Origin of the sequence: Lysinibacillus sp. RC46 (assembly GCF_041262385.1) — a bacterium.
Classification (GTDB): Bacteria; Bacillota; Bacilli; order Bacillales_A; family Planococcaceae; genus Lysinibacillus.
Genome location: NZ_JBGCCF010000024.1, coordinates 1 through 20,923 on the forward strand (window position 1 = coordinate 1; position 20,923 = coordinate 20,923).

Below are 20,923 nucleotides of genomic sequence, written 5' to 3' on the forward strand. Positions count from 1 at the left end.
CCTAGTGACGTTAATGACAGAATTGCCAAATTTACCAATTCACCAACAACCAGAGATTTTAAATAATTACATGCCTTGGTCGAAAAAAATCCAAGCCACATGTGCAAACTAGCCATCTATCCGAAAAAAATTAGGATAGATGGCCATTCGTCGTGTGTACCGAAAAGGTGCGCTTTTTTTATATTTCGGGCTTACAGTAGTAGCCAAGATGCACTAAGCTTCTTGGCTACTACTATTACAAATTCTTTTTTAAACACACTAAAAACTCAATCATGCCATTTTCTATTTTGGCCGTTGCATTTCCACCTAATTTTTCTGCTAGCAGTTTGACAATAGATAGCCCTAGACCCGTGTTTTTACGTCTGGAATTGTCTGTTGTATAAAATCGATCAAAGAGCTGGTTAGGATTTAGTTGAATATTTTCGTCAATTGGATTTTGAAAACAGATATATGCATGTTCTTCTTCTAACCACATCTTAATCGTTACATCCCCTTGCGCATGCATGATGCTATTTCGTACTAAGTTTTGCACAATGCGTAACAGCATTTCTTCATCGGAGTTAATAATGAGAGGCTTAAAATTAGGTAAGTTGACGGCTATTCCTTGTTGTTCAAATTGTGCAAAGGCACCAGCAATCTCTTCAAATACGATATTTGATATATTAATACGTTCCTCTTTGGGTTGATCTTCATTACTATGCAAATAGGAATATTCAAAAAACGTTGCTAATAATTGCTCTAGTCTTCCAACATGTTTTTGTGCGACTTCAAGCTTTGCAAGTTGCTTTTCTGTTAAGGGTTCTTTTAATAGCATTTGTTGATAGCCCTTTATCGCTGTTAGCGGTGTACGAAAATCATGAGAAATGTTTGAAATCATTTCCTTGTAGTATTTTTCTTCCCGCTTAATATACGACCTTGATTTCTGCGATTCTATTAATATGCGATTTATATTTGCCACTAGTTGGTTTATTTCTTTATTTAGGAGCTCTACGCTAATTGGCTGTGTATATTGCTGATGTAGACGTTGTGACAATTGTATGTTCATCAATCGTAGTTGCCTTTGAATATAAAAAATATAAAATAGTAATCCTACAATGACTACAATTGCCACTATCCACATTCCCTACATCCCCTTACCTGATTTCTGCTTTTCTAAATGTCATGAATGTTAAATATATAATTACTACTATAAAGATGACACAAATGGAAACGGCCGAAAATATATCACCTTTACTCATGCTTAAATTAATCGTAAGATACTCCGCTGAATATGGTGTGAAGGATAATACTTTATCTATAATCACAAATGAATCCTGAAAACTAGCGACCTGCCCAAAGAACATGGACATCATGTAATAGGCAGCTACTACAAGCACCGATTTTCTTAAGGCAAACGCCAGTAAAATACAAGTCGTTAACTGGGCAAGATAAACCATTGTCATGGTGATCATTATTGTTACGTATTCGCCAAAGCTACCACTAGTAGTCGAAGTTAGAATGCTTAAAAAACCGGCCGCTTTCCCACCCATACTAAACGTGCTGTCCATTGATAAACCAATTATTGTCACAATGATATACGGGCTTACAAGAACAAAAAGTAAAATCCAGAAAACAATCGCTTTACTTATGACAATTTGGATTCTTGCAAAGCCGCTTATAATTGGATGATGGATATTTTTTGTATCAAAATCTGAACAAATAAGTGTAGTGGCTAGTACTGCGCCTACTATTGACATCGTATTCATATCAGATAGTAAAAAACCAACGTTGCTGATGCTTTCATTTATTGAATTATTGCCAATCCCATAGGCAATACTAAACATTGCTGTTGCAGAACATGTTGTAAGAGCCAGTAAGACCCAAAATATTTTGGATTTAGTTGTTTTATAGAGGTAAGCACGTACTAAATTAAACATGGTGCTCACCTCCAATTAACGTAAGGAAGTAGTTCTCTAATGTGTCTCCTTGTAGACTAAATTCCGTAAGTGTTACCCCATTTTCAAATAAGGCGGTTGATACGTCCCCAAGTTCCTCTAAGAAATCATACAATTTAATCGTTTTATTAGGCATGACTTGAAAGTTTTGTGTTTTAAGAACTGTTTCTAAAACATGTGCACATTGTTCGGGAGCTGTACAACCAATGCGAATATAATGTCTACATTCTTCGTCGAGCTGTTGTTGCGTCATTTGTTTCATAATTTTCCCTTTATGAATAATGATATAATCAGTTGTTGTTTGATAAAGTTCCGGTAAATTATGACTCGAAATTAGAATCGTCATCTGTCGCTCTTCGCAAAGACGTGTTAAAAGCTGACGAATTTCAACAACACCTATAGGATCTAACCCATTCACTGGCTCATCTAAAATCAATAGCTCTGGGTTAGTTAATAACGCAATAGCAATGCCCAAACGTTGTTTCATGCCTAGTGAAAAATGCTTAGCTTTCTTATTGTTTGTGCTCGTCAATCCAACCAATTGCAGTATTTCATCCTCTAGCTCCTCATTCGGAATCCCACGCATTAAACGATGATATTTAAGGTTACCTTTTGCAGTCATATCAGGACTAATCGCTGGTTGTTCAATCATGCTGGCAATACGTTTTCGTTGCTGCTGTATTTCCTTGTCAGATGATTTTCCAAATAACTCAAATGAACCTTCTGTTTGAAAACTAATCCCTGAAATAATCTTCATTAAGGTTGATTTACCCGCACCATTTTCACCAATAAGCCCATATATACGCCCTTCTTTTAATTCGATCGATACGTCGTGAAGTACTGAATGCTTTTTATATGTTTTCGTTAATTGATTCGTTTTTAATATGGTTTCTCCCATATTAAGCACCTCCCTTTCATATTCATAGATTACTCATGAAAGGTATAGATAAAGTAAAGATGGCGTATAGATTACGGATAATTTATGGACGTAAGCGATAACCAAGCCCTCGAAGCGTCTCGATATAATCCGCTTGCGGGTTTTTTGTCTTTAATTTATGTCGAAGATTACTAATATGGATTTTAATAATATGTTCATCCCCTAAATATTCTTCCTGCCAAATGGATTCATATAAATTTGCTTTCGTGAATACTTTCTCTTGGTTTGTCATAAATAATTCGAGCAATAAATATTCCTTTGCAGTTAGCAAGACCTCTTCACCACTCACTGTAACTCGCTTAGCGACATCATCCAATACTATGTCTTTGTATTGTAGCTGCTTCATTGGTGTAGCTTGTTTTTTAACACGACGTAATATCGATTCAATACGGGCAAGAACCTCACCAAGATCAAAAGGTTTTGTAATATAATCGTCCGCTCCTAATCGAAGCAAATCGATTTTTGTTGATACTAAATCTTTAGCTGAAATCATAACAACAGGTACATCCGAAATAGCGCGAATTTCTTTTAGTAATTCATCCCCACTTTTATAGGGAAGCATAATATCAAGAAGCACTATATCAAACTCATTTTGCAGAAATGCCCGGTGACCTTCTATACCATCCATCACACTTGTTACCTGATAATCTGCTTGCACAAACAATTCGGTTAACATCGCATTTACATCTTCATGATCCTCAACCATCAAAATTCTCAATACAATCACACCTTTGTTAAAATATTCCTATTGATATTATATAAAACTTTATATCGTTCAACATTAAATTTTTAATAGCTATCACCCTAACGTGGGTTGATTTCCGTTCGACTGGGTACTTTGTAGCTGCCGCTTCGCTTTCGCTACAGGGGGCGTCCAGTCTCAACTCCAATCAACTTACATGACATAGGTTTTACTAACGACTTCTCTACTTTTGATATGAACCATTAATATTGCTATGAAATCGATAAGTAATTCTCGGGAAGGTTGACAATAATTTTACAAATAATCCCTCGTCTGAAATAAACATAATAGCTCTTCTGGAATTTTTACTGAATCCTTATAAAAAAGATATACAGGAACACTTTGCAAAGCTAATTCATCGAAGGGAACGATATTAAACCGACCTTCCATGCGCTCTCTTCTCACAATCATCCGTGGCAAAAATGACATGCCTAGTCCATCTTTTATTAAGCGCTTTACCACATAGGATTGGGATATGGACACTTGCTTGGTCACTACATATTTTTCCTGTAGTTTATGTAATAAATCCTCCCAAATAGTTGGGTGATGGTGTGTAAATAAAGTGTAGGTTTGAAATAATTCCTCATAATCAATATAAGCTCCTGTCTCATCATCGAAAGCATCCAGGGGAATAACCAATTCTAAAGGACTCTCTACAAGAAGCTCTTGGTGCCAATGGCGGTAACGTGTTGGCAATAAGGAAATACCAATATGCGCCTTATCACTATTTATTAAATCCTCAATTTTTGCTGAATCCTCTACTAGAATCGATATTTCAATGGCAGGATTTTCATTGATAAACTGATAGATAACATGAGGCAATATCGTCTCCACCATTAAAGGAGTCATTGCAATCACTAGTTTTTCTTCAATACCCTTTGTTGCTAACTGAAAACGTTCAATACTTTTTTCCCATTGATGAATGATTTGCTGAGCTTCTATTAGAAAAAGCTGTCCTGCCTCCGTCAATTGCACACGATTTTTTTCACGTTTAAATAATTTAACATTCAAAAAGTGTTCTAGCTGATGAATATGAACTGTAATACTTGGCTGCGATAAATGAAGTTCTTCTGCGGCTACTCGAAAATTACAAGATTTAGCGGCTACTACAAAAGACTGTATCCATTTATAATCCAAAATCTCACCCCATTCATTAATGTTGTTAATCAACTTCATTAACTATATTTAATTTACTAAATTATCCAACAATAATAAACTAAAAATAGAATCGATTACTTTTACACAAAGGGGAGAATCGTATGTTAGCTAAATTAAGTAAGCAATTTCGTACTTTTGCAAAAAATGAATGTGAAAATTCAAGTCCACTGTATGAACATTTAGCGAATAAAATTGCCGATGATGATGAACTCTTAAAAATTGCTGCATTAATACCCCAAGGACAACCTGTACCAAATTTATTATTAGCTGGCGTTCAATATTTACTGCCATCATCAAATGATGAATTAGTTAATTTTTATCCATCCTTAACAATAACACCTAAAGCAATAAATAAAGTGTACCCTGTTTTTAAAGCATTCGTCTTGTCCCATTCAGAAGAATTGAAGATTTTATTTCAAGAAAAACTTGTCCAGACTAATGAGATTCGCCGTTGTACTTACCTTTACCCGATGATGACAGAAATTTATGAACGCCATCAAAAACCACTAGCCTTCATAGAAATCGGGGCAAGTGCAGGACTTCAACTTGGAATGGATCAATACAATTACTGCTATAATCATCAGCTTCATATAAACAATTCAAATAGTGCTTTCGTCTTGTCCTCAGAAAATCGGGGACAACCGCTTCCAGCTTCCATTTCAAATGCGCCAGTTGTTTGTAAGCGAGTTGGTATCGATTTAAATCCTATTGATATTCATAACGAGGAAGAGCTTCGTTGGTTACAGGCATTAATTTGGCCAGAGCATCAAGAACGTAGACTTTTATTAAATCAAGCACTTCCTATTTTAAAAGAACTCGATTTAGAGCTGATAAAAGGAGATGCTATTAAACTTATAAAAGAGATTAGTAGAGATATAAATCAAGATGCGCTATTAGTTGTTTATCATACGCATGTGGCCAATCAAATCCCAATAGAATTACGCCTTGAACTAATTGAACAATTAAAAGAGATCAGCATGGAACGACCTCTCTACCATTGTTATAACAATTTATTTGATATGCTATTGCATCAAGATTTTATTGATCGAGGAGAAATAACATCTATACGCATACTAGAACGCCCTGATGGTCATGCTCGGTGGTTTAAGTGGTCCAACCAAAACTAAACATTAAAACGAAAAAACGCTGCATAAGATTTAATCTCATGCAGCGTCATAAAATATGGTCCTCCGACAAAACGAGGGGTTGATCTCCGTTCCGACTGGGCGCTTAACTGAGGGCTTCGGGCTATTTATTTCGCGGTATATTTTTTAATCACAGGTAGAATATCGTTCCCTATAATTTCGATATTTTTCATTAATTTATCGAATGGCACACCGCCAAAATCAATTTGTGCCATAAATCGTTGCATACCATAGAGCTCATATTGATATAGTAATTTTTCAATAATTTGTTCCTTACTGCCGACCATTAAGGCGTCTCGTGTATCTGGCGCTTCCCCAAATTGTTGCTTTGGATAACCAGCGCCCCGAATTGCTTGGAATCCACCATTTAAATGTGGGTACATCCCTTCTAGTGCCTCGTTCGTCGTATCAGCAACATAGAATAGGCTTGTTGTAGCAATCGGTAACTCTTTCGGATCAAAGCCACTTCTCTCTGCTGCTTCTCTGTAGGCATCTACTGATGGCTTAAAGTTAGCTGCGGGGCCACCTAATGTCGTTAGCATCATCGGAATGCCCAGATAGCCTGCTTTAATAGCACTAGCAGGTGGTCCACCAACAGCTCGCCAAATTGGCAACGACCCATTTTTAGGTTGTGGCAAAATTTGCGCATTGTGAAGTGGTGCACGGAATTGCCCTTCCCAAGTGACCAGTTCGTTGTCATTTATTTTTTTCAATAACTCTAATTTTTCTTCAAAAATTTCTTCATAATCCTTTAAATCCACGCCTAGTAATTGATATGCTCCAACACGAGAGCCACGCCCAGCAACTATTTCTGCACGTCCATCTGAAATTAAATCAATCGTCGCAAAATCTTCGTAGACCCGTACTGGATCAGAGACGCTTAGTACCGTCGCGGAGCTTGCTAATTTGATTTTTGATGTAGCTTGTGCGATTGCTCCTAAAACAACCGTGTGTGCCTGTGTAGTAAAGTACGATTGATGACTTTCACCAACAGCAAAAACATCAATACCTGCTTGTTCAGCTAGCTGACTAGCTTCAATTAACTCTTGGATTCTTTGCTGAGCCGAAATACGTTCACCAGTTAATGGATTTGGAATGTGGTCCCCTAATGAATACAAGCCAAATTCAATGCCTTTTGATTGATCAATGCGATATTTTTCCATGATTATAATCTCTCCTTAATCTAGTGGCTCTAAAATAGCTTCGATTTCTGCACGTCTTTCTTCTAAAAATGGTGGGAGATCAAGTTCTTTACCAAGATCCTCTACTGCCGAATCAACTGTAAACCCTGGGCCATCTGTTGCCATTTCAAATAAAATTCCATTACGATCTCTAAAATAAAGACTTTGGAAATAATAACGATCCACAATGCCAGTACTATCAAAGCCTTGCTCTTTAATTTTGATATCCCACTGTTGCAATTCCTCCTCTGTTCCGACACGTAGTGCAAGATGATGAATACTACCACGACCAGGTTTCTCACTTGGCCCTTCTAATTCTTTAACGACGATTTCTCCAAATACTTCACCAGGAATGGATTGCAATACTGCTTCTTTTTCACTTTCTTCAACAGCTGTGTAGTTAAATAGCTCTTTTAATACGTTAACTGTCCGTTGCAAGTAACGAACTGTCATTTCAACTGTACCCATCCCTAAAATACGATGTTCGGCAGGGATATCAGAGCCGACCCATGGTTGCCAATGAGCTGGTGTTTCATGACCATGATTGTTTAAAAGCACCATTCTTAACCCTTCATGATCCTCAAAAAATAAAGCATCTTTCCCTGCATATGTTGTTATTTCACTATGTTCAACCTCTAACTGTTGAAAACGATTTTTCCAATATTGCAGACTGTCATAGCTTGGCACTAGTAGTCCAATACGTGTAATGGCATTTGTTCCGCGAACTGTTCGTCCTGCTACAGGCATTTCAAAAAATGTTAATTCTGTACCCGGTGCTCCTGTTAAGTCTCCATAAAATAAGTGATACATGGAAGGCGAATCTTGGTTAACTGATTTCTTTACACGACGTAAGCCGAGAATTTTTGTGTAAAAATCATTATTACGTTTGCCGTTTTTTGTTAGCATTGATATATGATGATGTCCACTTAATTTGTTCATGAATGTTTCCTCCTCGTTTTCACTTGACTAAGCAAGTGATAGTGTAAAAAAATCACGCTGGTGGTAATTTTTTATCACGACTATGCTTCTCTATTTTCGACATTAGTGTATTTAAAGTTTTCATTTCTTCTTCTGTTAATACTTCTTCAAAAAATGAAGATTGAAATTGTAGCTGACTTGGAGTTGCCGCATCAATCATCTGCTCGCCTTTAGCTGTTAGTGAGATTGTTTTAGTCTTCCAATTTTGCTTGCGTTCAATAAGTCCCTCTTTTTCAAGACGAGTAAGCATCCGAGACATACCACCTTGCGTCACTATCACTTTCTCTGCTAATTGGGATTGCGTTAACGGTGCATATGTCTTTATTTGTATTAGGACATCAAATTGTGCAGTCGTTATGTCAAAACGCTTTAAAAACTCATTGGAAAGCTGATTACTTTGATTTGTAAAGCGCATCATCCGAATCCACGTCAGTGATCCGAGCGTGTGTTTTCGCATTGCTTCCTCCCCCTCCTCTTATTCATCACTTTACAACGCAAGTGTTAAATAAGCAAGAAAAATATCTCGAATTCGAGATATTTTTCAGTGTGAAGCTCACACTATATAATGCCATGCGTGGTAATTGGATATAAGGTTCCTTTAAAGGCAAACGAAATTCTCCCTGTTTCTTCAGACACTACCAGGACAAGCGCATCACTTATTTCACTTAACCCTAATGCTGCTCGATGTCTTGTGCCTAATTTCTTTTCCCCCATATATATTTCTGACAGTGGCAGTACATTTGCTGCTGACTCAATTAGATTTCGGCTTACTAAAACTGCACCATCATGAAGTGGATTTCCAGGAAAAAAAATAGATTCTAATAAGGAATGCGTTACTTCTGCGCCAATATGAATACCAGGCTGTATTATCGATGCTACAGAATCCTCCCGTTCAATAACAATTAGTCCGCCGTGTCTTCTTTTAGACATATTTTGTACGCTATGCGAAAGCTCAGGATATTTTTCTGTAAACGGCGAAAGATAGCAATTCAAATAAAACGTAGCAGCCTTCATTTCAATTGTTACAAATTTCTCTTTTATTTTTTCAAAATTCCCAAGAAGACAGTTTGTATCAGTATCCATAGCTTCTACACTTTGCTGTAATGAATGAATGACCTGCAGAAGCTCTTCCTTTAAAGTTTGTTTCATTGGTGAAAAATCGCAATTTGTTGGATCCACAAAAACACCCCGCTTTTCAATTTTTTTATGAAACAACTCCTATTTATTTTTAGTTTCCCTATATGGAATTATTTTATTCGTCTTGAAATTTTTTATTAAACTCTTTTCTTGTAGATCAGATAAGCCCCGCTTCCAGAAAATGTAACTCTTATACAAATACAAAAAAGATGAATACGTTTCAGTTTCACGGAATTTTCAGATTAATATTCAACATTTCTAACTTTTTCTCTTATAATTAAATAAAGATTGGAGGTGCTTTATGAAAAGAACATCGTTGCTATCGCTATTATTTATATGTATGATTTCATCCTCTGTTCAAGCACTCTCTTGGGCTTATCCTTTTGTCGTTTGGAAAGGAAAGGTTTATGAAGTTAAACAAGAAGAATTTATTGAAGATAGTGAGATCGCTAAAGTTATAGGGGAAGTAAAGACCAAGCCAAATGATATGACAGGACAATATTACGGAGATGCCTCAAACTATTACCCAAAAGGGACAAAATATTATGCAATAAAACGAACATCGACTTCCAATGCAATTGCTGTAAAAGAAAATAATCGGTGGGTAAAGGCAGTCTTTGTTCATAAAGCACCTTTTCACATAATGAATATAATTTCTAACATCTACTTTATATCCATTGTTGTAATAATAGCGCTAATGATAATCGGAGTTATATTTTTCAGAACTAAAAAGTCTAAAAAGTGTATCCATTAGTTTATGCAATGAATACACTTTTTGTTCTAGCTTACATTTGTCCAGCACGAATTTTCTTGACAATACTGAATGTCGTATAGGCAGCGGCTGGTGCAAGTACTACAATAAAAATAAGCCAAACCGTTAAGTTGTCCGTAGCTTTTAATGTGTCATAATTTGAGATAACAAACACAATTAGACCAACAAGTAATAAATAGCTTAGCACATTTGGAAAAATAACAATTAAACGCAATAGTGCTGGTGGCATCTTTTGCTGATTCATATAAACCACTCCCCTTTACTAAATTATACAAAAATATACTATTAACCGCATTATAATTCTTTTATATTCCAAGTTTCTGTTCTACAACTTTTACTTCTTAGTATTTGTTAAAAAAATAAGAGCCTTGCTACACTTAATTGTAGTAAGGCTCTTTAAAGACTCTTATTTTGAGGCGTATGCATTCAAAAGTTAATTCGGCCAAAACATTGAATGCTTCATAATTATGATTGTTGTTGAAGCTTATTTTTAGATGGGACAAATAGAGTTAAAACAAATGCAATTATCGCTAAGATTGTCATGAAATAATAGGCATCACTTGAACCTAAGATGGAAGCAAGTGTACGAATGCCTTCAGCAGTAGCATTTGGTGTTTCTGCTAGCAATGTTTTCGCATGGTTTGTCGTTTGTGATGTAAAAATTGTAATAACGACTGCAGATCCAATTGCACCTGCAATTTGGCGCATTGTATTATTCACTGCTGTACCATGTGTGACAAGTGTCTTAGGTAAGGCATTTAAACTAGCTGTGTTCAATGGCATTGTGATAAAACTCAACCCTATACGTAGAGAAATGGTACGTATTATTAAAAAGCTATAGGCTGTTGTTTCTGTTAAATCTGTTACAACCCACATTGAAGGAATGACAAAAATCAAACCGATAATAAATAACGGCTTTGCACCAAAGCGGTCATACATTTTTCCTGTCATTGGAGACATAAAGGCATTTACAAGTGCACCCGGTAATAATAATAAACCAGCGTCTAATGCCGTAAATCCTCTTCCATTTTGTAAATATATTGGTAATAAAATCATATCCGCATACATCATCATTGTGACAATAATGTTGATGATGGACGTTAGCGTAAATAATTTATTGCTAAAAACAGATAAGTTAAGAAGTGGATCAGAAGATTTAATTTGGCGAAGGCAGAATATTGCCGTAGTCATTATTCCCACAAGTATAGAAGCGATTACTACTTTATCATCCCATCCATGGCTTCCTGCATTACTAAAACCATACAAAATAAGACCAAAGCCAATTGTTGATAAAATAACGCTTAATACATCTAACTTCGGTTTTGCTGTTTCTGAAACATTAATTAAATATTTCATCGCCATAATTATAATGATCACGACAAATGGGATTATTCCGATAAATAACCAACGCCATGAATAATAATCTATAACGAACCCTGCTAATGTTGGTGCAATGGCTGGAGCGAAAATAATAGCTAGCCCAATTAAGCCCATCATACTGCCTCTTTTTTCAGGAGGAAAAATAAACATCACGATGCTCATTAGCAATGGCATAATAATTCCTGCTCCTATTGCTTGAATCATACGACCTATTAGTAAAGTCGCGAAGTTCGGAGCTACTGCACAAAAAATAGAGCCTATTAATAAAAACAGCATTGAACTTATAAATAATTGGCGTGTTGAAAAACGTTTCATTAAGTATGCTGTAATAGGGACTAGCACCCCGTTTACTAACATAAAGCCAGTAGATAACCACTGAACGGTTGTAGCAGAAACGGAAAATACGTCCATTAAATTACTTAATGCAACGTTTAACAATGTTTGGTTTAGTGTAGATAAAAAACACCCTAAAATTAGTACTGTTAATAGTACTTTTTTATTTATTGATTCCGGCATTAATTTAGTCCTCTTTCCACTTGTTTTATTAACACTATGTCAATAAAATAGATAATAACATTTTTATTTTTTGATTCCTATTTACAATTTTTCAAGAAGTGTCAATTAAACAACAAAATTTAAAATACTATTAATTAACTTTATATTTAATAGATAAAGGAGAATTAAATTGACTACACAAAAAAAGCAAGACCCTCGATCTATTCGCTCTAAACGGGCCTTTAAAGAAGCGGTCGTAGAGATCTTGATTGAAAATCCTGATATTTCGAAACTAACAGTACAAAAAATAGCAAAACGTGCAGAGCTAAATCGAGCAACTTTTTATTTACACTTTTTAGATATTAACGATTTATTAAAGCAAGTAGTTTATGATATCTTCGACGACTTGTTGTCGAAAATGTCCCCTACCTTACAAATAGATAATTTAAATAATCAAGAACAATTAATTACGTTTTTAGATTACTTTTATAAGCATAGAAAAATTTTAGCTGTTCTATTTGAGCACCCTGGTTTCAATAAAAAGATGCATATGACATTAAAGGACTTGATTGTCATACAACGTAAAAGTGAAGGCGTAGATAGTACTAATACAACTTTATCAATGGATATTCTCGCATCTTCAATACTTGGGATCATCATGTGGTGGCTTAGAAATGGAGTTCATTTTAGTTCCGAATATATAGCCTCTCAAATTATTGAATTGTATCGATAATTATTCGTAACTACCTTATAAAATACTCTTTCTTACCTAGGGATCACTTCAAAATGTAGGTTTGTCTCGCTATTAAAGCATTTTGTTGCTGTCGCTGCGCTTTTGCACAGAAAAAACATTTGTTGCTGTCGCTGCGCTTTCGCACAGAAAAAACATTTGTTGCTGTCGCTGCGCTTTCGCACAGAAAAAACATTTGTTGCTGTCGCTGCGCTTTCGCACAGAAAACATTTGTTGCTGTCGCTGCGCTTTCGCACAGAAAAAACATTTGTTGCTGTCGCTACGCTTTCGCACAGAAAACATTCGCCTAATAAAGATAAAAGTACCCTTTAAATGAAGAGTCATTGAAAGGGTACTTTATGTGTTAAATTAATTTATTGTTATTCCATGTAAACACGGATTGATCGGATGTCAGGAAGGTTTGTGGAAAAACCTCCTGTGCATCTGCTAAAAATTTTGGTAAATCATGTGGTAAAAAACGGGCACTTAAATGGTTTAGCAGTAAATAGTTTGCTCCTGCTTGTTGTGCCACCTTTGCCGCTTCAACATTTGTAGAGTGTCCATAGTTCGCTGCTAAATCTGTCGTAGTACCATCAAAGGTCGCTTCATGAATAACGATATCGGCTCCATTAGCTAATGAAACAGCCTCTGAGCAGTATTTAGTATCTCCTAAAATAGTGAGCGTAAAGCCTTTTTTTGGCGGAGTCACAACATCTTTCGCATAAACAATGGTGCCATCCGAAAGCTCAATATCTTTCCCTGCTTTTAATTGTCCTAGCAAAGGACCTTTTGGAACACCAAGAGCCTGTGCTTTTTCCATTAATAGTTCGCCTGGCAAATCCTTTTGCTCAATACGGTAGCCAAAGCATGGAACTACATGTCGCAATTCACTTGCACTTACTGTAAAATGTTCATCTTCATAAATAATACCATCATGAACTTCAACAAATTGTAATGGATATGTTAAATGCGTCTTTGACAAGGCTAAGGTTTGCTCAATCCATTGCTGTAAACCTTGTGGGCCAAATATCGTTAATGGCTCGTCCCCGCCTTGAAATGAACGAGAGCTTAAAAAGCCAGGTAATCCAAAAATATGGTCACCGTGTAAATGTGTAATAAATATTTTCGTTACTTTACGTGGCTTTAACGATGTATGCAAAATTTGATGTTGGGTCGCCTCTCCACAATCAAAAAGCCACATTTCTCCCACTTCATCTAATAGCTTCACCATTAGAGCACTTGTATTTCGGTCCTTTGAAGGCATTCCTGCGCCTGTTCCTAAAAAATGTAGTTGCACATATGCCACCTCACTTCTATTTCTATATCGTTTATTGTACCCTATCGCTTCCAATAAAAAAAACCTTTGGTCACTAGTTTTGTCCAAAGGTTTCATAATTATTTCGGCTCCCATGATACGAGTGCCGCATGGAAATCATGACGATAATAATAACGCCCGTTCTTTTCCTCAATAAACGGCAAGAGCGATTCCTCAACATGCTCTCTATTAAAAGTATTATTTAATATTTTTTTACTTTGTGTTGTGACAAGCTGCTCATAGCTTTCATATTCATACACTCGTTCTAAAGGGATGATTTTGCACTCTGCATAAATGTCCATTTCATAGAGCAAATTTAAAAATTCTATATAATCTCTTCGTGGAAATTTAATATCGTAGCCATACTTTTCGTATAAAATTTCATAGTGGGGTTGAATCGGCCCTGTTGTCATGCCAATAATTGCACGCTTTTTAGCTAGACGATTCATATGGTAAAGTGCTGATTTGATTTCATACATACGATAAAAGCAATTGACACCAATGACGATATCGTGCATTTCTACTTCATCTTCAGCAAGGCTTTCCCATTTTGCATGAATATAGGAAACATGCTGCTTGTCTTCCATGCAATTTTCTAAATAGCTAAGAATACTTTCTGAGCTATCTACACATGTTAGCTTGCACACATGATCAGCTAGTGGAAATGTATAATTACCCCAGCCTGGACCAATTTCCAATACCGAGTCCTCAGATTGAATACTTTTTTTAATTTCTTGAAAATTTTTTGCAGCATAAGGATCTGTTTGTCCAGCCTTTTTACGTGCGATTGACTGTACCCAAAACTGCTCCTCTAGTTGATCATTGACCATTCTTTCAGGCATTTGGCCATGCCAGTCCTTCATACCTTCCTGCCATAACGCCTCATAATTAATAGCTAACGGTCCTTTTCTTGTCATACAGGTACCTCTATATTCATGATTTCATATACTTTTTTCATATCGAGATTAGCACGCACATGCTTTGCCAGCATATTGTAAGCGTCCTCTCTACGTTCCGCGTCACTTTTCACATCGCTTGGTAAAGCAGCGAGCCCCTTTTTCACGCGAATGTCGTTGACAAGCTGTCGTGTAAAGGTACGATTATGGAATAAACCATGGAAATATGTTCCGATCACTTGTTCATCAGCACTTACTGCCCCATCTACTCGTCCATCTGCAAGCTGTAAAAATGGTGAAACTTCATCACGTAAAATTTTTGTACGTCCTAGATGAATTTCATAGCCAGTAAACGTATCCTGTCCTCTTGTTCCTGTCATTTGAACTGTTTTTTTATCGCCAACAAAAACAGTTTCCATTGGCAATAAACCTAGACCTTGCGCTGAATCACCATTACCTTCTACTGCATCTGGGTCTAGTAACGTTTCGCCAAGCATTTGGAAGCCACCGCAAATGCCAATAATTTTTGTCCCTCGTGCGCGTAAATTTGCTATCGCATGATCGAAGCCTTGTGCCTTTAACCACGCTAAATCATCTATTGTACTTTTAGTTCCAGGTAGTATAAGTAAGTCGGGCGTGCCAAGCTCATTGACATTGCCAATTAAACGCACACCAACCTCTGGCTCATCAAAAAATGGATCGACATCCGTAAAGTTTGAAATGCGTGGTAAACGAATCATTGCCACATCCACTGCAAACTCCCCTTGCTTTGGTTTTTTAAAACGCAACGAAGATAGTGCTAACGAATCTTCAGCCTCAATATTGACATCTATATATGGTACAACTCCAAGGACAGGAATCCCCGTTTCACGCTCAACCCATTCAACGCCATCATCGAGTAATTCACGCATCCCTCTAAACTTATTAATAATCAGCCCTTTTACACGTGCACGTTCTGCATCGTCAAGTAATGCGAGTGTTCCAACAATCGATGCAAATACTCCGCCTCGATCGATATCAGCAACTAGCACAACCGCTGCATCTGCTAGATGAGCCATGCGCATATTTGCTATGTCACGGTCTTTCAAATTGATTTCTGCCGGACTTCCTGCACCTTCAAGAACAATGACATCATATGTATTTTGTAAAGTTCGTACTGACTTTTCAACGATCGGCATCGCTTCTTGAACGAATTGATTGCGATAGCTTTTGGCGTCCATATTTAAAAAATGTCTGCCATGAACAATCACTTCCGATACCATATCCTGCTTTGGTTTTAGCAATATAGGATTCATATCCGTAGTGGCGACAATTCGTGCCGCCTCTGCTTGTACACCCTGTGCACGGCCAATTTCACCGCCATCTTGAGTTACAAACGAGTTAAGGGCCATATTTTGTGATTTAAACGGTACTACCTTTAGCCCATCATCAGAGAAAATACGGCACAGCGCAGTACAAATCATACTTTTCCCTACATCAGAAGCCGTCCCTTGAATCATGATAGATTTTGCTGGCATAGTCTTTTCCCTCCTTTTTTTATAGTTGAAGTGCGGGTGTTCTTCTTGCTTTCGCGGGTATTCTGTTGCGATCCGCGAGTATTTCCCCTCAAAGCGCGAGTATTCTCACAAACGTGCGAAGTTCAACTTGATACACGGGGTTCAGCTTGCTTCCCGGGATTCTACCCCGTTCCGCGGGCATTCCCTCCAAAGTGGGGGTATTCTGCTTCGTTCCGCGAGTATTCCTCCCCAAAGCGCGAGTATTCTGCTTCGTTCCGCGAGTATTTCCCCTCAGAGCGCGAGTATTCTGCTTCATTCCGCGAGTATTTCCCCTCAAAGCGCGAGTATTCTGCTTCATTCCGCGAGTATTTCCCCTCAAAGCGCGAGTATTCTCACAAACGTGCTAAGTTCAACTTGATACATGGGGTTCAGCTTGCTTCCCGGGATTCTACCCCGTTCCGCGGGCATTCCCTCCAGAGCGGGGGCATTCTGCTTCGTTCCGCGAGTATTCCTCCCCAAAGCGCGAGTATTCTGCTTCATTCCGCGAGTATTTCCCCTCAGAGCGCGAGTATTCTGCTTCGTTCCGCGAGTATTTCCCCTCAGAGCGCGAGTATTCTCACAAACGTGCGAAGTTCAACTTGATACACGGGGTTCAGCTTGCTTCCCGGGATTCTACCCCGTTCTGCGAGTACCCACCGCTGCAAGAGGATCTAATTAGAATTCAAGACCTTTAACAGCTGGAATGCCTTCGTCATAATAATGCTTTGTCGCATCGATGGTTGATACTAAATCAGCCATTGCAATTAGCGCTGGATTGGCGCTACGGCCTGTTACAACTAAATGCATTGTAGATGGGCGCTGTTGAATAGCTTCAATGACTTCGGCTAATGGGAGCACATCATCGATTGGGAATTTTGTAATAGCAAGCGCATTGTTGAGCTCGTCTAATACGAGTACATCAATACTGTCGTCTTGCAGAGCGGCCTTTGTTTTTTTCCATGCCTTTGCTAACGCAGCGCGATGCTCCTCGGGTGTTTTTGTCCAAGTGAAGCCGATTCCCATTTGCTCCATTTCTACGCCAAGCTTCCGAAGAGCAATTTGCTCACCGTATGTACGCTCTGGTGATTTAATAAATTGCATGTAACGCACCTTTAGGCCTCGACCTACTGCGCGTAATGTGACACCAAGAGAAGCTGTTGTTTTGCCCTTCCCTTCACCTGTATAAACTAAAAGCAAGCCTTTTCTAGCCATTCTTTAAGCCTCCCTTAAAGCCATGTTGTTTTTTCTTCAAATGAGGTACGTTTCTTGTCTTTAAGCTCCTGCTCTTCTGGGTAGCCAATAAAGATCGTTCCTACTACTTTTTGTGATTCACTTGCGCCAATGAATGCGTGCATACGCGGGTCATGAACAAGCCCTACACCACGTGTACGCCATACGAAGCCAAGTCCTTGCTCCTCTGCGGTAAGCCACATAGACATAATAGCGCTACATACAGCAAAGACATTATCTGCTGTCGCATCAGCATCGTCTTCTACTATATCTGCTGTCACAACAATGGCCACAGGCGTTGTTTGAACAACTTTTAACGAGCTTTCCACTAAATTTGGTTTTGTTGGGAATCGCTCTTGCAAATAAGCATTTGCCATTTCCTCGTAGCGTTTCATCGCATCGCCTTGAATAACATAAAAATGCCAAGGTTCGCGCATACGGTCATTTGGAGCATAAGTTGCTGCTTGTAAAATTTGCTCGATTTTTTCTTTTTCAACAGGCTGTGTCGTGTAATTGCGAATCGCTCGACGATTTTTTAAAGCCTCGATTACTGTCATGATGTGTTTCCTCCCTATGCTCAAATAACTTTTGTCTTTATGTAAGGCCTAGTCCCTGTTCTTCAAACCATTGAATTTTGTCACGTACATTGACGACTTCGCCAACGACGATCATGGAAGGATTATGATAGCCTTCTCGTTCAATAATGCTTGCAATTTCATCAAGCTGTCCTGTAATGGTACGCTGTTGCTCTGTTGTTCCCCACTCAATAACGGCCACTGGAGTAGTTGCTTTGCGACCATTTTCGATGAGCTTTCTAGAAATATAAGCAATATTACCAACACTCATATAAAAGGCGACTGTATCGATGCCTGTTGCAAGTGCTGGCCAATTTAAAAAGTCCTGTCCTTTTTCCTCACGACCATGCCCTGTTACAAGCGCAAAGCTTGTTGCAAAATCACGGTGTGTTACAGGGATGCCGGCATACGCTGGGGCAGCAATTCCAGCTGTAATACCTGGCACAATTTCATAAGCAATACCATGACTTTTTAAAATTTCCGCTTCTTCTGCACCACGACCAAAAACAAATGGATCGCCACCTTTTAATCGTGTGACAACCTTGCCTTCCTGCGCTTTTTCGACGAGTAATGTATGAATCTCATCTTGAATTAAGTGATGCTTACCAGGTAATTTACCACAGTACACAAGCTCAGCATCTTTTTTCGCAAACTCTAGTAATTTCGGGTTCACAAGACGGTCATATGCAATGACATCAGCCTTTTGAATACATTCGAGCCCGTATACTGTAATGAGCTTTGGATCTCCTGGTCCAGCTCCAACTAAATACACTGTTCCGTCTTTCATCGCGCTTCTCCCATCAGTATTTGTTGTAAAAATGCTTCACGTCTATCAATCTCTCCACTACGTGTCCATTCTAGTAGGTTTGGTTCAAGTAATGCTTGTAAAGCGGTACGTCTTTGTGAGCCTTTTTCAAACTTAGCAGCAATCATTAAACGTGCCTGCTGTAGGAAGCATACATAGTCATCATAAACGTCATCAAATTGCTCTTCGAGATCAGCTTTGATTTTACGCGCTAGTGCTGGACTGGCACCTGACGTTGACACTGTTAACACTAAAGGACCACGGCGCACTGTTGCTGGCGTTATAAAGTCGCTTTCAGCCTGTGCATCTGCACGGTTGATGAGCTGCCAATGTTGAGCTGCTTCTTGGACAGCCTCATTTACTGACGTATCATTTGTCGCTGCAATGATGAGCGATGCATCATCTAAATCACGCGCTTCAAATTCTTTTTCACGCCACGTAATTTGCCCTGACTCAGCAAGAGTCAGTAAGGATTCATCTAGAGTTGGACTGACAACGACAATATTAGCTTTAGCTGGAAGCAGTGAAGCTACCTTCTGTGTTGCTACATGCCCTCCTCCAACAATTACTACGGTTTTATATTCAATATTGATATGAATAGGAAAATAATTAGTCATGATTTTTCACCTTCTTACAAGCTGTTAACCAATTGTCAACAAGCTTTGGGTTAGATACGAAATGAAAATGCGTATAGCCAGCTACTAAATTCCCTGCTTGGTAGCCCTCTTTCTTGTTACCAAAGCGCCCCTTCGTTTCATAGGCCGGCGTATTATGTGAGCCGCTATATTTTGAATAGTGGAATTCATGTCCCTTAGCTTCTTCATCTGTACCAATTAAAAAATTATTTGGTGTGCCAAAAATTTCACGGTAGCCGAGAGCCGCTAGTTTTGTTTGCATTGCTACTTCTCCCGGAATAACACCAACCATGTCATAACGGTCACCATTGCTATTCGTAATAGCCTCCGTCAAATACATAAAGCCACCACACTCAGCTAATGTTGGAAGACCTTTGGCAATTGCTTCACGAATAGACTTTTTGGCATCTGAATTATCCGCCAAAATATCTGCAAATTCTTCAGGGAAGCCCCCACCTATATACAATCCGTCTGCTGTAGCCGGAACAGGCTCATTCGCAAGTGGAGAGAAAAATTGAAGCTCGGCTCCTTTTGCACGCAGTAAATTCAAATTCTCTTCATAATAAAAGTTAAACGCGGCATCCTTTGCTACAGCGATGCAAATATTTTGAGATGGTTGTTCCGCAAATAGTTGCCCTGATTCTTGTAGAACAGGAGCCTTTGTTAATTCAAGCAAATGATCTAAATCAATGGTGTCAGCCATTAGAGCGCCTAGCTTATCAAAAAATGTATCGAGTTCTCCTCGTTCGATGGCAGGGACTAATCCTAAATGACGACTAGGAATATCAATCCCTTCCTCTCGCTTCAAATAGCCGATGACAGGAATACCACACTCCTGCTCAATAGCAGCCTTCGCAATCTCATAATGACCGACACTTCCGACTTGGTTGGCAATGACACCAACGATATTCGGTTGATCCGACAACAATTGAAAACCTTTCACAACTGCCGCTACACTTCGTGCCATACTTGCACAATTGACAATTAAAATAACAGGACTCTCTGTGACAACACTATTGTCTGCTGCAGAGCCAGCATCCGATAGCGGACTTTTGCCATCATAAAAGCCCATAACTCCTTCAATAATGGAAACATCAGCATCTTTGCTTGCGCGCGCGACTATATCACGCACTGCTTCATGTGAAAACATCCAGCTATCAATATTGCGCGATACCCTTCCTGTTACGGCAGTATGATAGGTAGGGTCAATATAATCGGGACCACATTTAAAGCCTTGCACAATTTTGCCCTTTTCTTGTAACGCTTTCATGAGTCCAATGGTAAAGGTTGTTTTACCAACTCCACTACCAGTACCAGCAAGTACAAAGCGATTCGTTTGCATA

At 38.4% G+C, this 20,923-nt stretch carries 22 protein-coding genes; 3 read left to right on the forward strand and 19 right to left on the reverse strand.

Annotation, left to right across the window (positions count from 1 at the left end; translation table 11 throughout):
* Nucleotides 1–235 precede the first annotated feature (235 nt).
* The 5 genes from ABH966_RS19300 to ABH966_RS19320 form a co-directional block, all read right to left on the reverse strand.
* Entirely contained in the window at nt 236–1,120 is an 885-nt protein-coding gene (locus ABH966_RS19300; RefSeq protein ID WP_370081211.1) for a sensor histidine kinase, read from the reverse strand.
* Nucleotides 1,121–1,133: 13 nt separating this feature from the next.
* Entirely contained in the window at nt 1,134–1,916 is a 783-nt protein-coding gene (locus tag ABH966_RS19305; RefSeq protein ID WP_370081213.1) for an ABC transporter permease, read from the reverse strand.
* On the reverse strand, nt 1,909–2,832 hold the full coding sequence (locus ABH966_RS19310) for an ATP-binding cassette domain-containing protein (RefSeq protein WP_370081215.1): 924 nt from the start codon (nt 2,830–2,832) through the stop codon (nt 1,909–1,911). Before ABH966_RS19310 ends, ABH966_RS19305 begins: the two co-directional genes overlap by 8 nt.
* A gap of 82 nt (nt 2,833–2,914) precedes the next feature.
* On the reverse strand, nt 2,915–3,589 hold the full coding sequence (locus tag ABH966_RS19315) for a response regulator transcription factor (protein ID WP_370081217.1): 675 nt from the start codon (nt 3,587–3,589) through the stop codon (nt 2,915–2,917).
* 279 nt (nt 3,590–3,868) lie between these two features.
* The gene (locus ABH966_RS19320; RefSeq protein WP_370081219.1) at nt 3,869–4,750 is read right to left on the reverse strand and encodes a LysR family transcriptional regulator; all 882 of its coding nucleotides are present in this window, start codon (nt 4,748–4,750) and stop codon (nt 3,869–3,871) included.
* A gap of 122 nt (nt 4,751–4,872) precedes the next feature.
* Here ABH966_RS19320 and ABH966_RS19325 point away from each other — a divergent pair, with 122 nt between their 5' ends.
* Nucleotides 4,873–5,898 (forward strand): DUF2332 domain-containing protein, encoded by a 1,026-nt coding sequence (locus ABH966_RS19325; protein ID WP_370081221.1) that lies wholly within the window; start codon nt 4,873–4,875, stop codon nt 5,896–5,898.
* 125 nt (nt 5,899–6,023) lie between these two features.
* On the opposite strand, the gene ABH966_RS19330 is transcribed toward ABH966_RS19325, so the two are convergent.
* The 4 genes from ABH966_RS19330 to cdaS form a co-directional block, all read right to left on the reverse strand.
* Nucleotides 6,024–7,079: an LLM class flavin-dependent oxidoreductase gene (locus ABH966_RS19330; protein ID WP_370081223.1), complete on the reverse strand. Its 1,056-nt coding sequence runs from the start codon at nt 7,077–7,079 to the stop codon at nt 6,024–6,026.
* A gap of 15 nt (nt 7,080–7,094) precedes the next feature.
* Nucleotides 7,095–8,036: a ring-cleaving dioxygenase gene (locus ABH966_RS19335; RefSeq protein WP_370081225.1), complete on the reverse strand. Its 942-nt coding sequence runs from the start codon at nt 8,034–8,036 to the stop codon at nt 7,095–7,097.
* 52 nt (nt 8,037–8,088) lie between these two features.
* The gene (locus tag ABH966_RS19340) at nt 8,089–8,532 is read right to left on the reverse strand and encodes a MarR family winged helix-turn-helix transcriptional regulator (protein WP_370081227.1); all 444 of its coding nucleotides are present in this window, start codon (nt 8,530–8,532) and stop codon (nt 8,089–8,091) included.
* A 101-nt stretch (nt 8,533–8,633) separates the two neighbouring features.
* Nucleotides 8,634–9,254 (reverse strand): sporulation-specific diadenylate cyclase CdaS, encoded by a 621-nt coding sequence (cdaS, locus tag ABH966_RS19345; protein ID WP_370081229.1) that lies wholly within the window; start codon nt 9,252–9,254, stop codon nt 8,634–8,636.
* Nucleotides 9,255–9,513: 259 nt separating this feature from the next.
* Here cdaS and ABH966_RS19350 point away from each other — a divergent pair, with 259 nt between their 5' ends.
* Complete coding sequence (locus tag ABH966_RS19350; protein ID WP_370081230.1) at nt 9,514–9,966, forward strand: hypothetical protein; 453 nt, start codon at nt 9,514–9,516, stop codon at nt 9,964–9,966.
* Nucleotides 9,967–9,997: 31 nt separating this feature from the next.
* Here the strand turns inward: ABH966_RS19350 and ABH966_RS19355 are convergent, their stop codons facing one another.
* Together ABH966_RS19355 and ABH966_RS19360 are read right to left on the reverse strand one after the other, a co-directional pair.
* Complete coding sequence (locus ABH966_RS19355; protein WP_370081232.1) at nt 9,998–10,228, reverse strand: acyl-phosphate glycerol 3-phosphate acyltransferase; 231 nt, start codon at nt 10,226–10,228, stop codon at nt 9,998–10,000.
* Between the two features lie 221 nt (nt 10,229–10,449).
* Nucleotides 10,450–11,880, reverse strand: coding sequence for a DHA2 family efflux MFS transporter permease subunit (locus ABH966_RS19360; RefSeq protein ID WP_370081234.1), 1,431 nt, complete (start codon nt 11,878–11,880; stop codon nt 10,450–10,452).
* Nucleotides 11,881–12,049: 169 nt separating this feature from the next.
* Between ABH966_RS19360 and ABH966_RS19365 the strand changes: the two genes are divergently transcribed.
* A complete protein-coding gene (locus ABH966_RS19365; RefSeq protein ID WP_370081236.1) occupies nt 12,050–12,592 on the forward strand; it encodes a TetR/AcrR family transcriptional regulator in 543 nt (180 codons plus the stop codon).
* A gap of 361 nt (nt 12,593–12,953) precedes the next feature.
* On the opposite strand, the gene rnz is transcribed toward ABH966_RS19365, so the two are convergent.
* The 8 genes from rnz to ABH966_RS19405 form a co-directional block, all read right to left on the reverse strand.
* Complete coding sequence (gene rnz / locus ABH966_RS19370) at nt 12,954–13,886, reverse strand: ribonuclease Z (protein ID WP_370081238.1); 933 nt, start codon at nt 13,884–13,886, stop codon at nt 12,954–12,956.
* Nucleotides 13,887–13,984: 98 nt separating this feature from the next.
* Nucleotides 13,985–14,821 carry a class I SAM-dependent methyltransferase gene (locus tag ABH966_RS19375; protein ID WP_370081240.1) on the reverse strand — a complete coding sequence of 279 codons (837 nt, stop codon included), beginning with the start codon at nt 14,819–14,821 and terminating at the stop codon, nt 13,985–13,987.
* Nucleotides 14,818–16,317 carry a cobyric acid synthase gene (locus ABH966_RS19380; protein ID WP_370081242.1) on the reverse strand — a complete coding sequence of 500 codons (1,500 nt, stop codon included), beginning with the start codon at nt 16,315–16,317 and terminating at the stop codon, nt 14,818–14,820. The genes ABH966_RS19375 and ABH966_RS19380 overlap by 4 nt, the downstream gene beginning before the upstream one ends.
* A 693-nt stretch (nt 16,318–17,010) precedes the next feature.
* On the reverse strand, nt 17,011–17,547 hold the full coding sequence (locus tag ABH966_RS19385; protein ID WP_370081244.1) for a cob(I)yrinic acid a,c-diamide adenosyltransferase: 537 nt from the start codon (nt 17,545–17,547) through the stop codon (nt 17,011–17,013).
* Between the two features lie 14 nt (nt 17,548–17,561).
* The gene (locus tag ABH966_RS19390) at nt 17,562–18,122 is read right to left on the reverse strand and encodes a nitroreductase family protein (RefSeq protein ID WP_370081246.1); all 561 of its coding nucleotides are present in this window, start codon (nt 18,120–18,122) and stop codon (nt 17,562–17,564) included.
* A 37-nt stretch (nt 18,123–18,159) separates the two neighbouring features.
* Nucleotides 18,160–18,927 carry a uroporphyrinogen-III C-methyltransferase gene (gene cobA / locus ABH966_RS19395; protein WP_370081248.1) on the reverse strand — a complete coding sequence of 256 codons (768 nt, stop codon included), beginning with the start codon at nt 18,925–18,927 and terminating at the stop codon, nt 18,160–18,162.
* Nucleotides 18,924–19,562: a precorrin-2 dehydrogenase/sirohydrochlorin ferrochelatase family protein gene (locus tag ABH966_RS19400; protein WP_370081250.1), complete on the reverse strand. Its 639-nt coding sequence runs from the start codon at nt 19,560–19,562 to the stop codon at nt 18,924–18,926. Before ABH966_RS19400 ends, cobA begins: the two co-directional genes overlap by 4 nt.
* Nucleotides 19,555–20,922: a cobyrinic acid a,c-diamide synthase CobB gene (locus ABH966_RS19405; RefSeq protein ID WP_370081251.1), complete on the reverse strand. Its 1,368-nt coding sequence runs from the start codon at nt 20,920–20,922 to the stop codon at nt 19,555–19,557. The genes ABH966_RS19400 and ABH966_RS19405 overlap by 8 nt, the downstream gene beginning before the upstream one ends.
* Nucleotide 20,923: the final 1 nt, after the last annotated feature.

Coding starts and splice junctions, on each gene's coding strand:
- ABH966_RS19300 (WP_370081211.1), bottom strand. CDS start 1,120: ATGTGGATAGTGGCAATTGTAGTCATTGTAGGATTACTATTTTATATT.
- ABH966_RS19305 (WP_370081213.1), bottom strand. CDS start 1,916: ATGTTTAATTTAGTACGTGCTTACCTCTATAAAACAACTAAATCCAAA.
- ABH966_RS19310 (WP_370081215.1), bottom strand. CDS start 2,832: ATGGGAGAAACCATATTAAAAACGAATCAATTAACGAAAACATATAAA.
- ABH966_RS19325 (WP_370081221.1), top strand. CDS start 4,873: ATGTTAGCTAAATTAAGTAAGCAATTTCGTACTTTTGCAAAAAATGAA.
- ABH966_RS19330 (WP_370081223.1), bottom strand. CDS start 7,079: ATGGAAAAATATCGCATTGATCAATCAAAAGGCATTGAATTTGGCTTG.
- ABH966_RS19335 (WP_370081225.1), bottom strand. CDS start 8,036: ATGAACAAATTAAGTGGACATCATCATATATCAATGCTAACAAAAAAC.
- ABH966_RS19340 (WP_370081227.1), bottom strand. CDS start 8,532: ATGCGAAAACACACGCTCGGATCACTGACGTGGATTCGGATGATGCGC.
- ABH966_RS19350 (WP_370081230.1), top strand. CDS start 9,514: ATGAAAAGAACATCGTTGCTATCGCTATTATTTATATGTATGATTTCA.
- ABH966_RS19355 (WP_370081232.1), bottom strand. CDS start 10,228: ATGAATCAGCAAAAGATGCCACCAGCACTATTGCGTTTAATTGTTATT.
- ABH966_RS19360 (WP_370081234.1), bottom strand. CDS start 11,880: ATGCCGGAATCAATAAATAAAAAAGTACTATTAACAGTACTAATTTTA.
- ABH966_RS19375 (WP_370081240.1), bottom strand. CDS start 14,821: ATGACAAGAAAAGGACCGTTAGCTATTAATTATGAGGCGTTATGGCAG.
- ABH966_RS19380 (WP_370081242.1), bottom strand. CDS start 16,317: ATGCCAGCAAAATCTATCATGATTCAAGGGACGGCTTCTGATGTAGGG.
- ABH966_RS19385 (WP_370081244.1), bottom strand. CDS start 17,547: ATGGCTAGAAAAGGCTTGCTTTTAGTTTATACAGGTGAAGGGAAGGGC.
- ABH966_RS19390 (WP_370081246.1), bottom strand. CDS start 18,122: ATGACAGTAATCGAGGCTTTAAAAAATCGTCGAGCGATTCGCAATTAC.
- cobA (WP_370081248.1), bottom strand. CDS start 18,927: ATGAAAGACGGAACAGTGTATTTAGTTGGAGCTGGACCAGGAGATCCA.
- ABH966_RS19400 (WP_370081250.1), bottom strand. CDS start 19,562: ATGACTAATTATTTTCCTATTCATATCAATATTGAATATAAAACCGTA.
- ABH966_RS19405 (WP_370081251.1), bottom strand. CDS start 20,922: ATGCAAACGAATCGCTTTGTACTTGCTGGTACTGGTAGTGGAGTTGGT.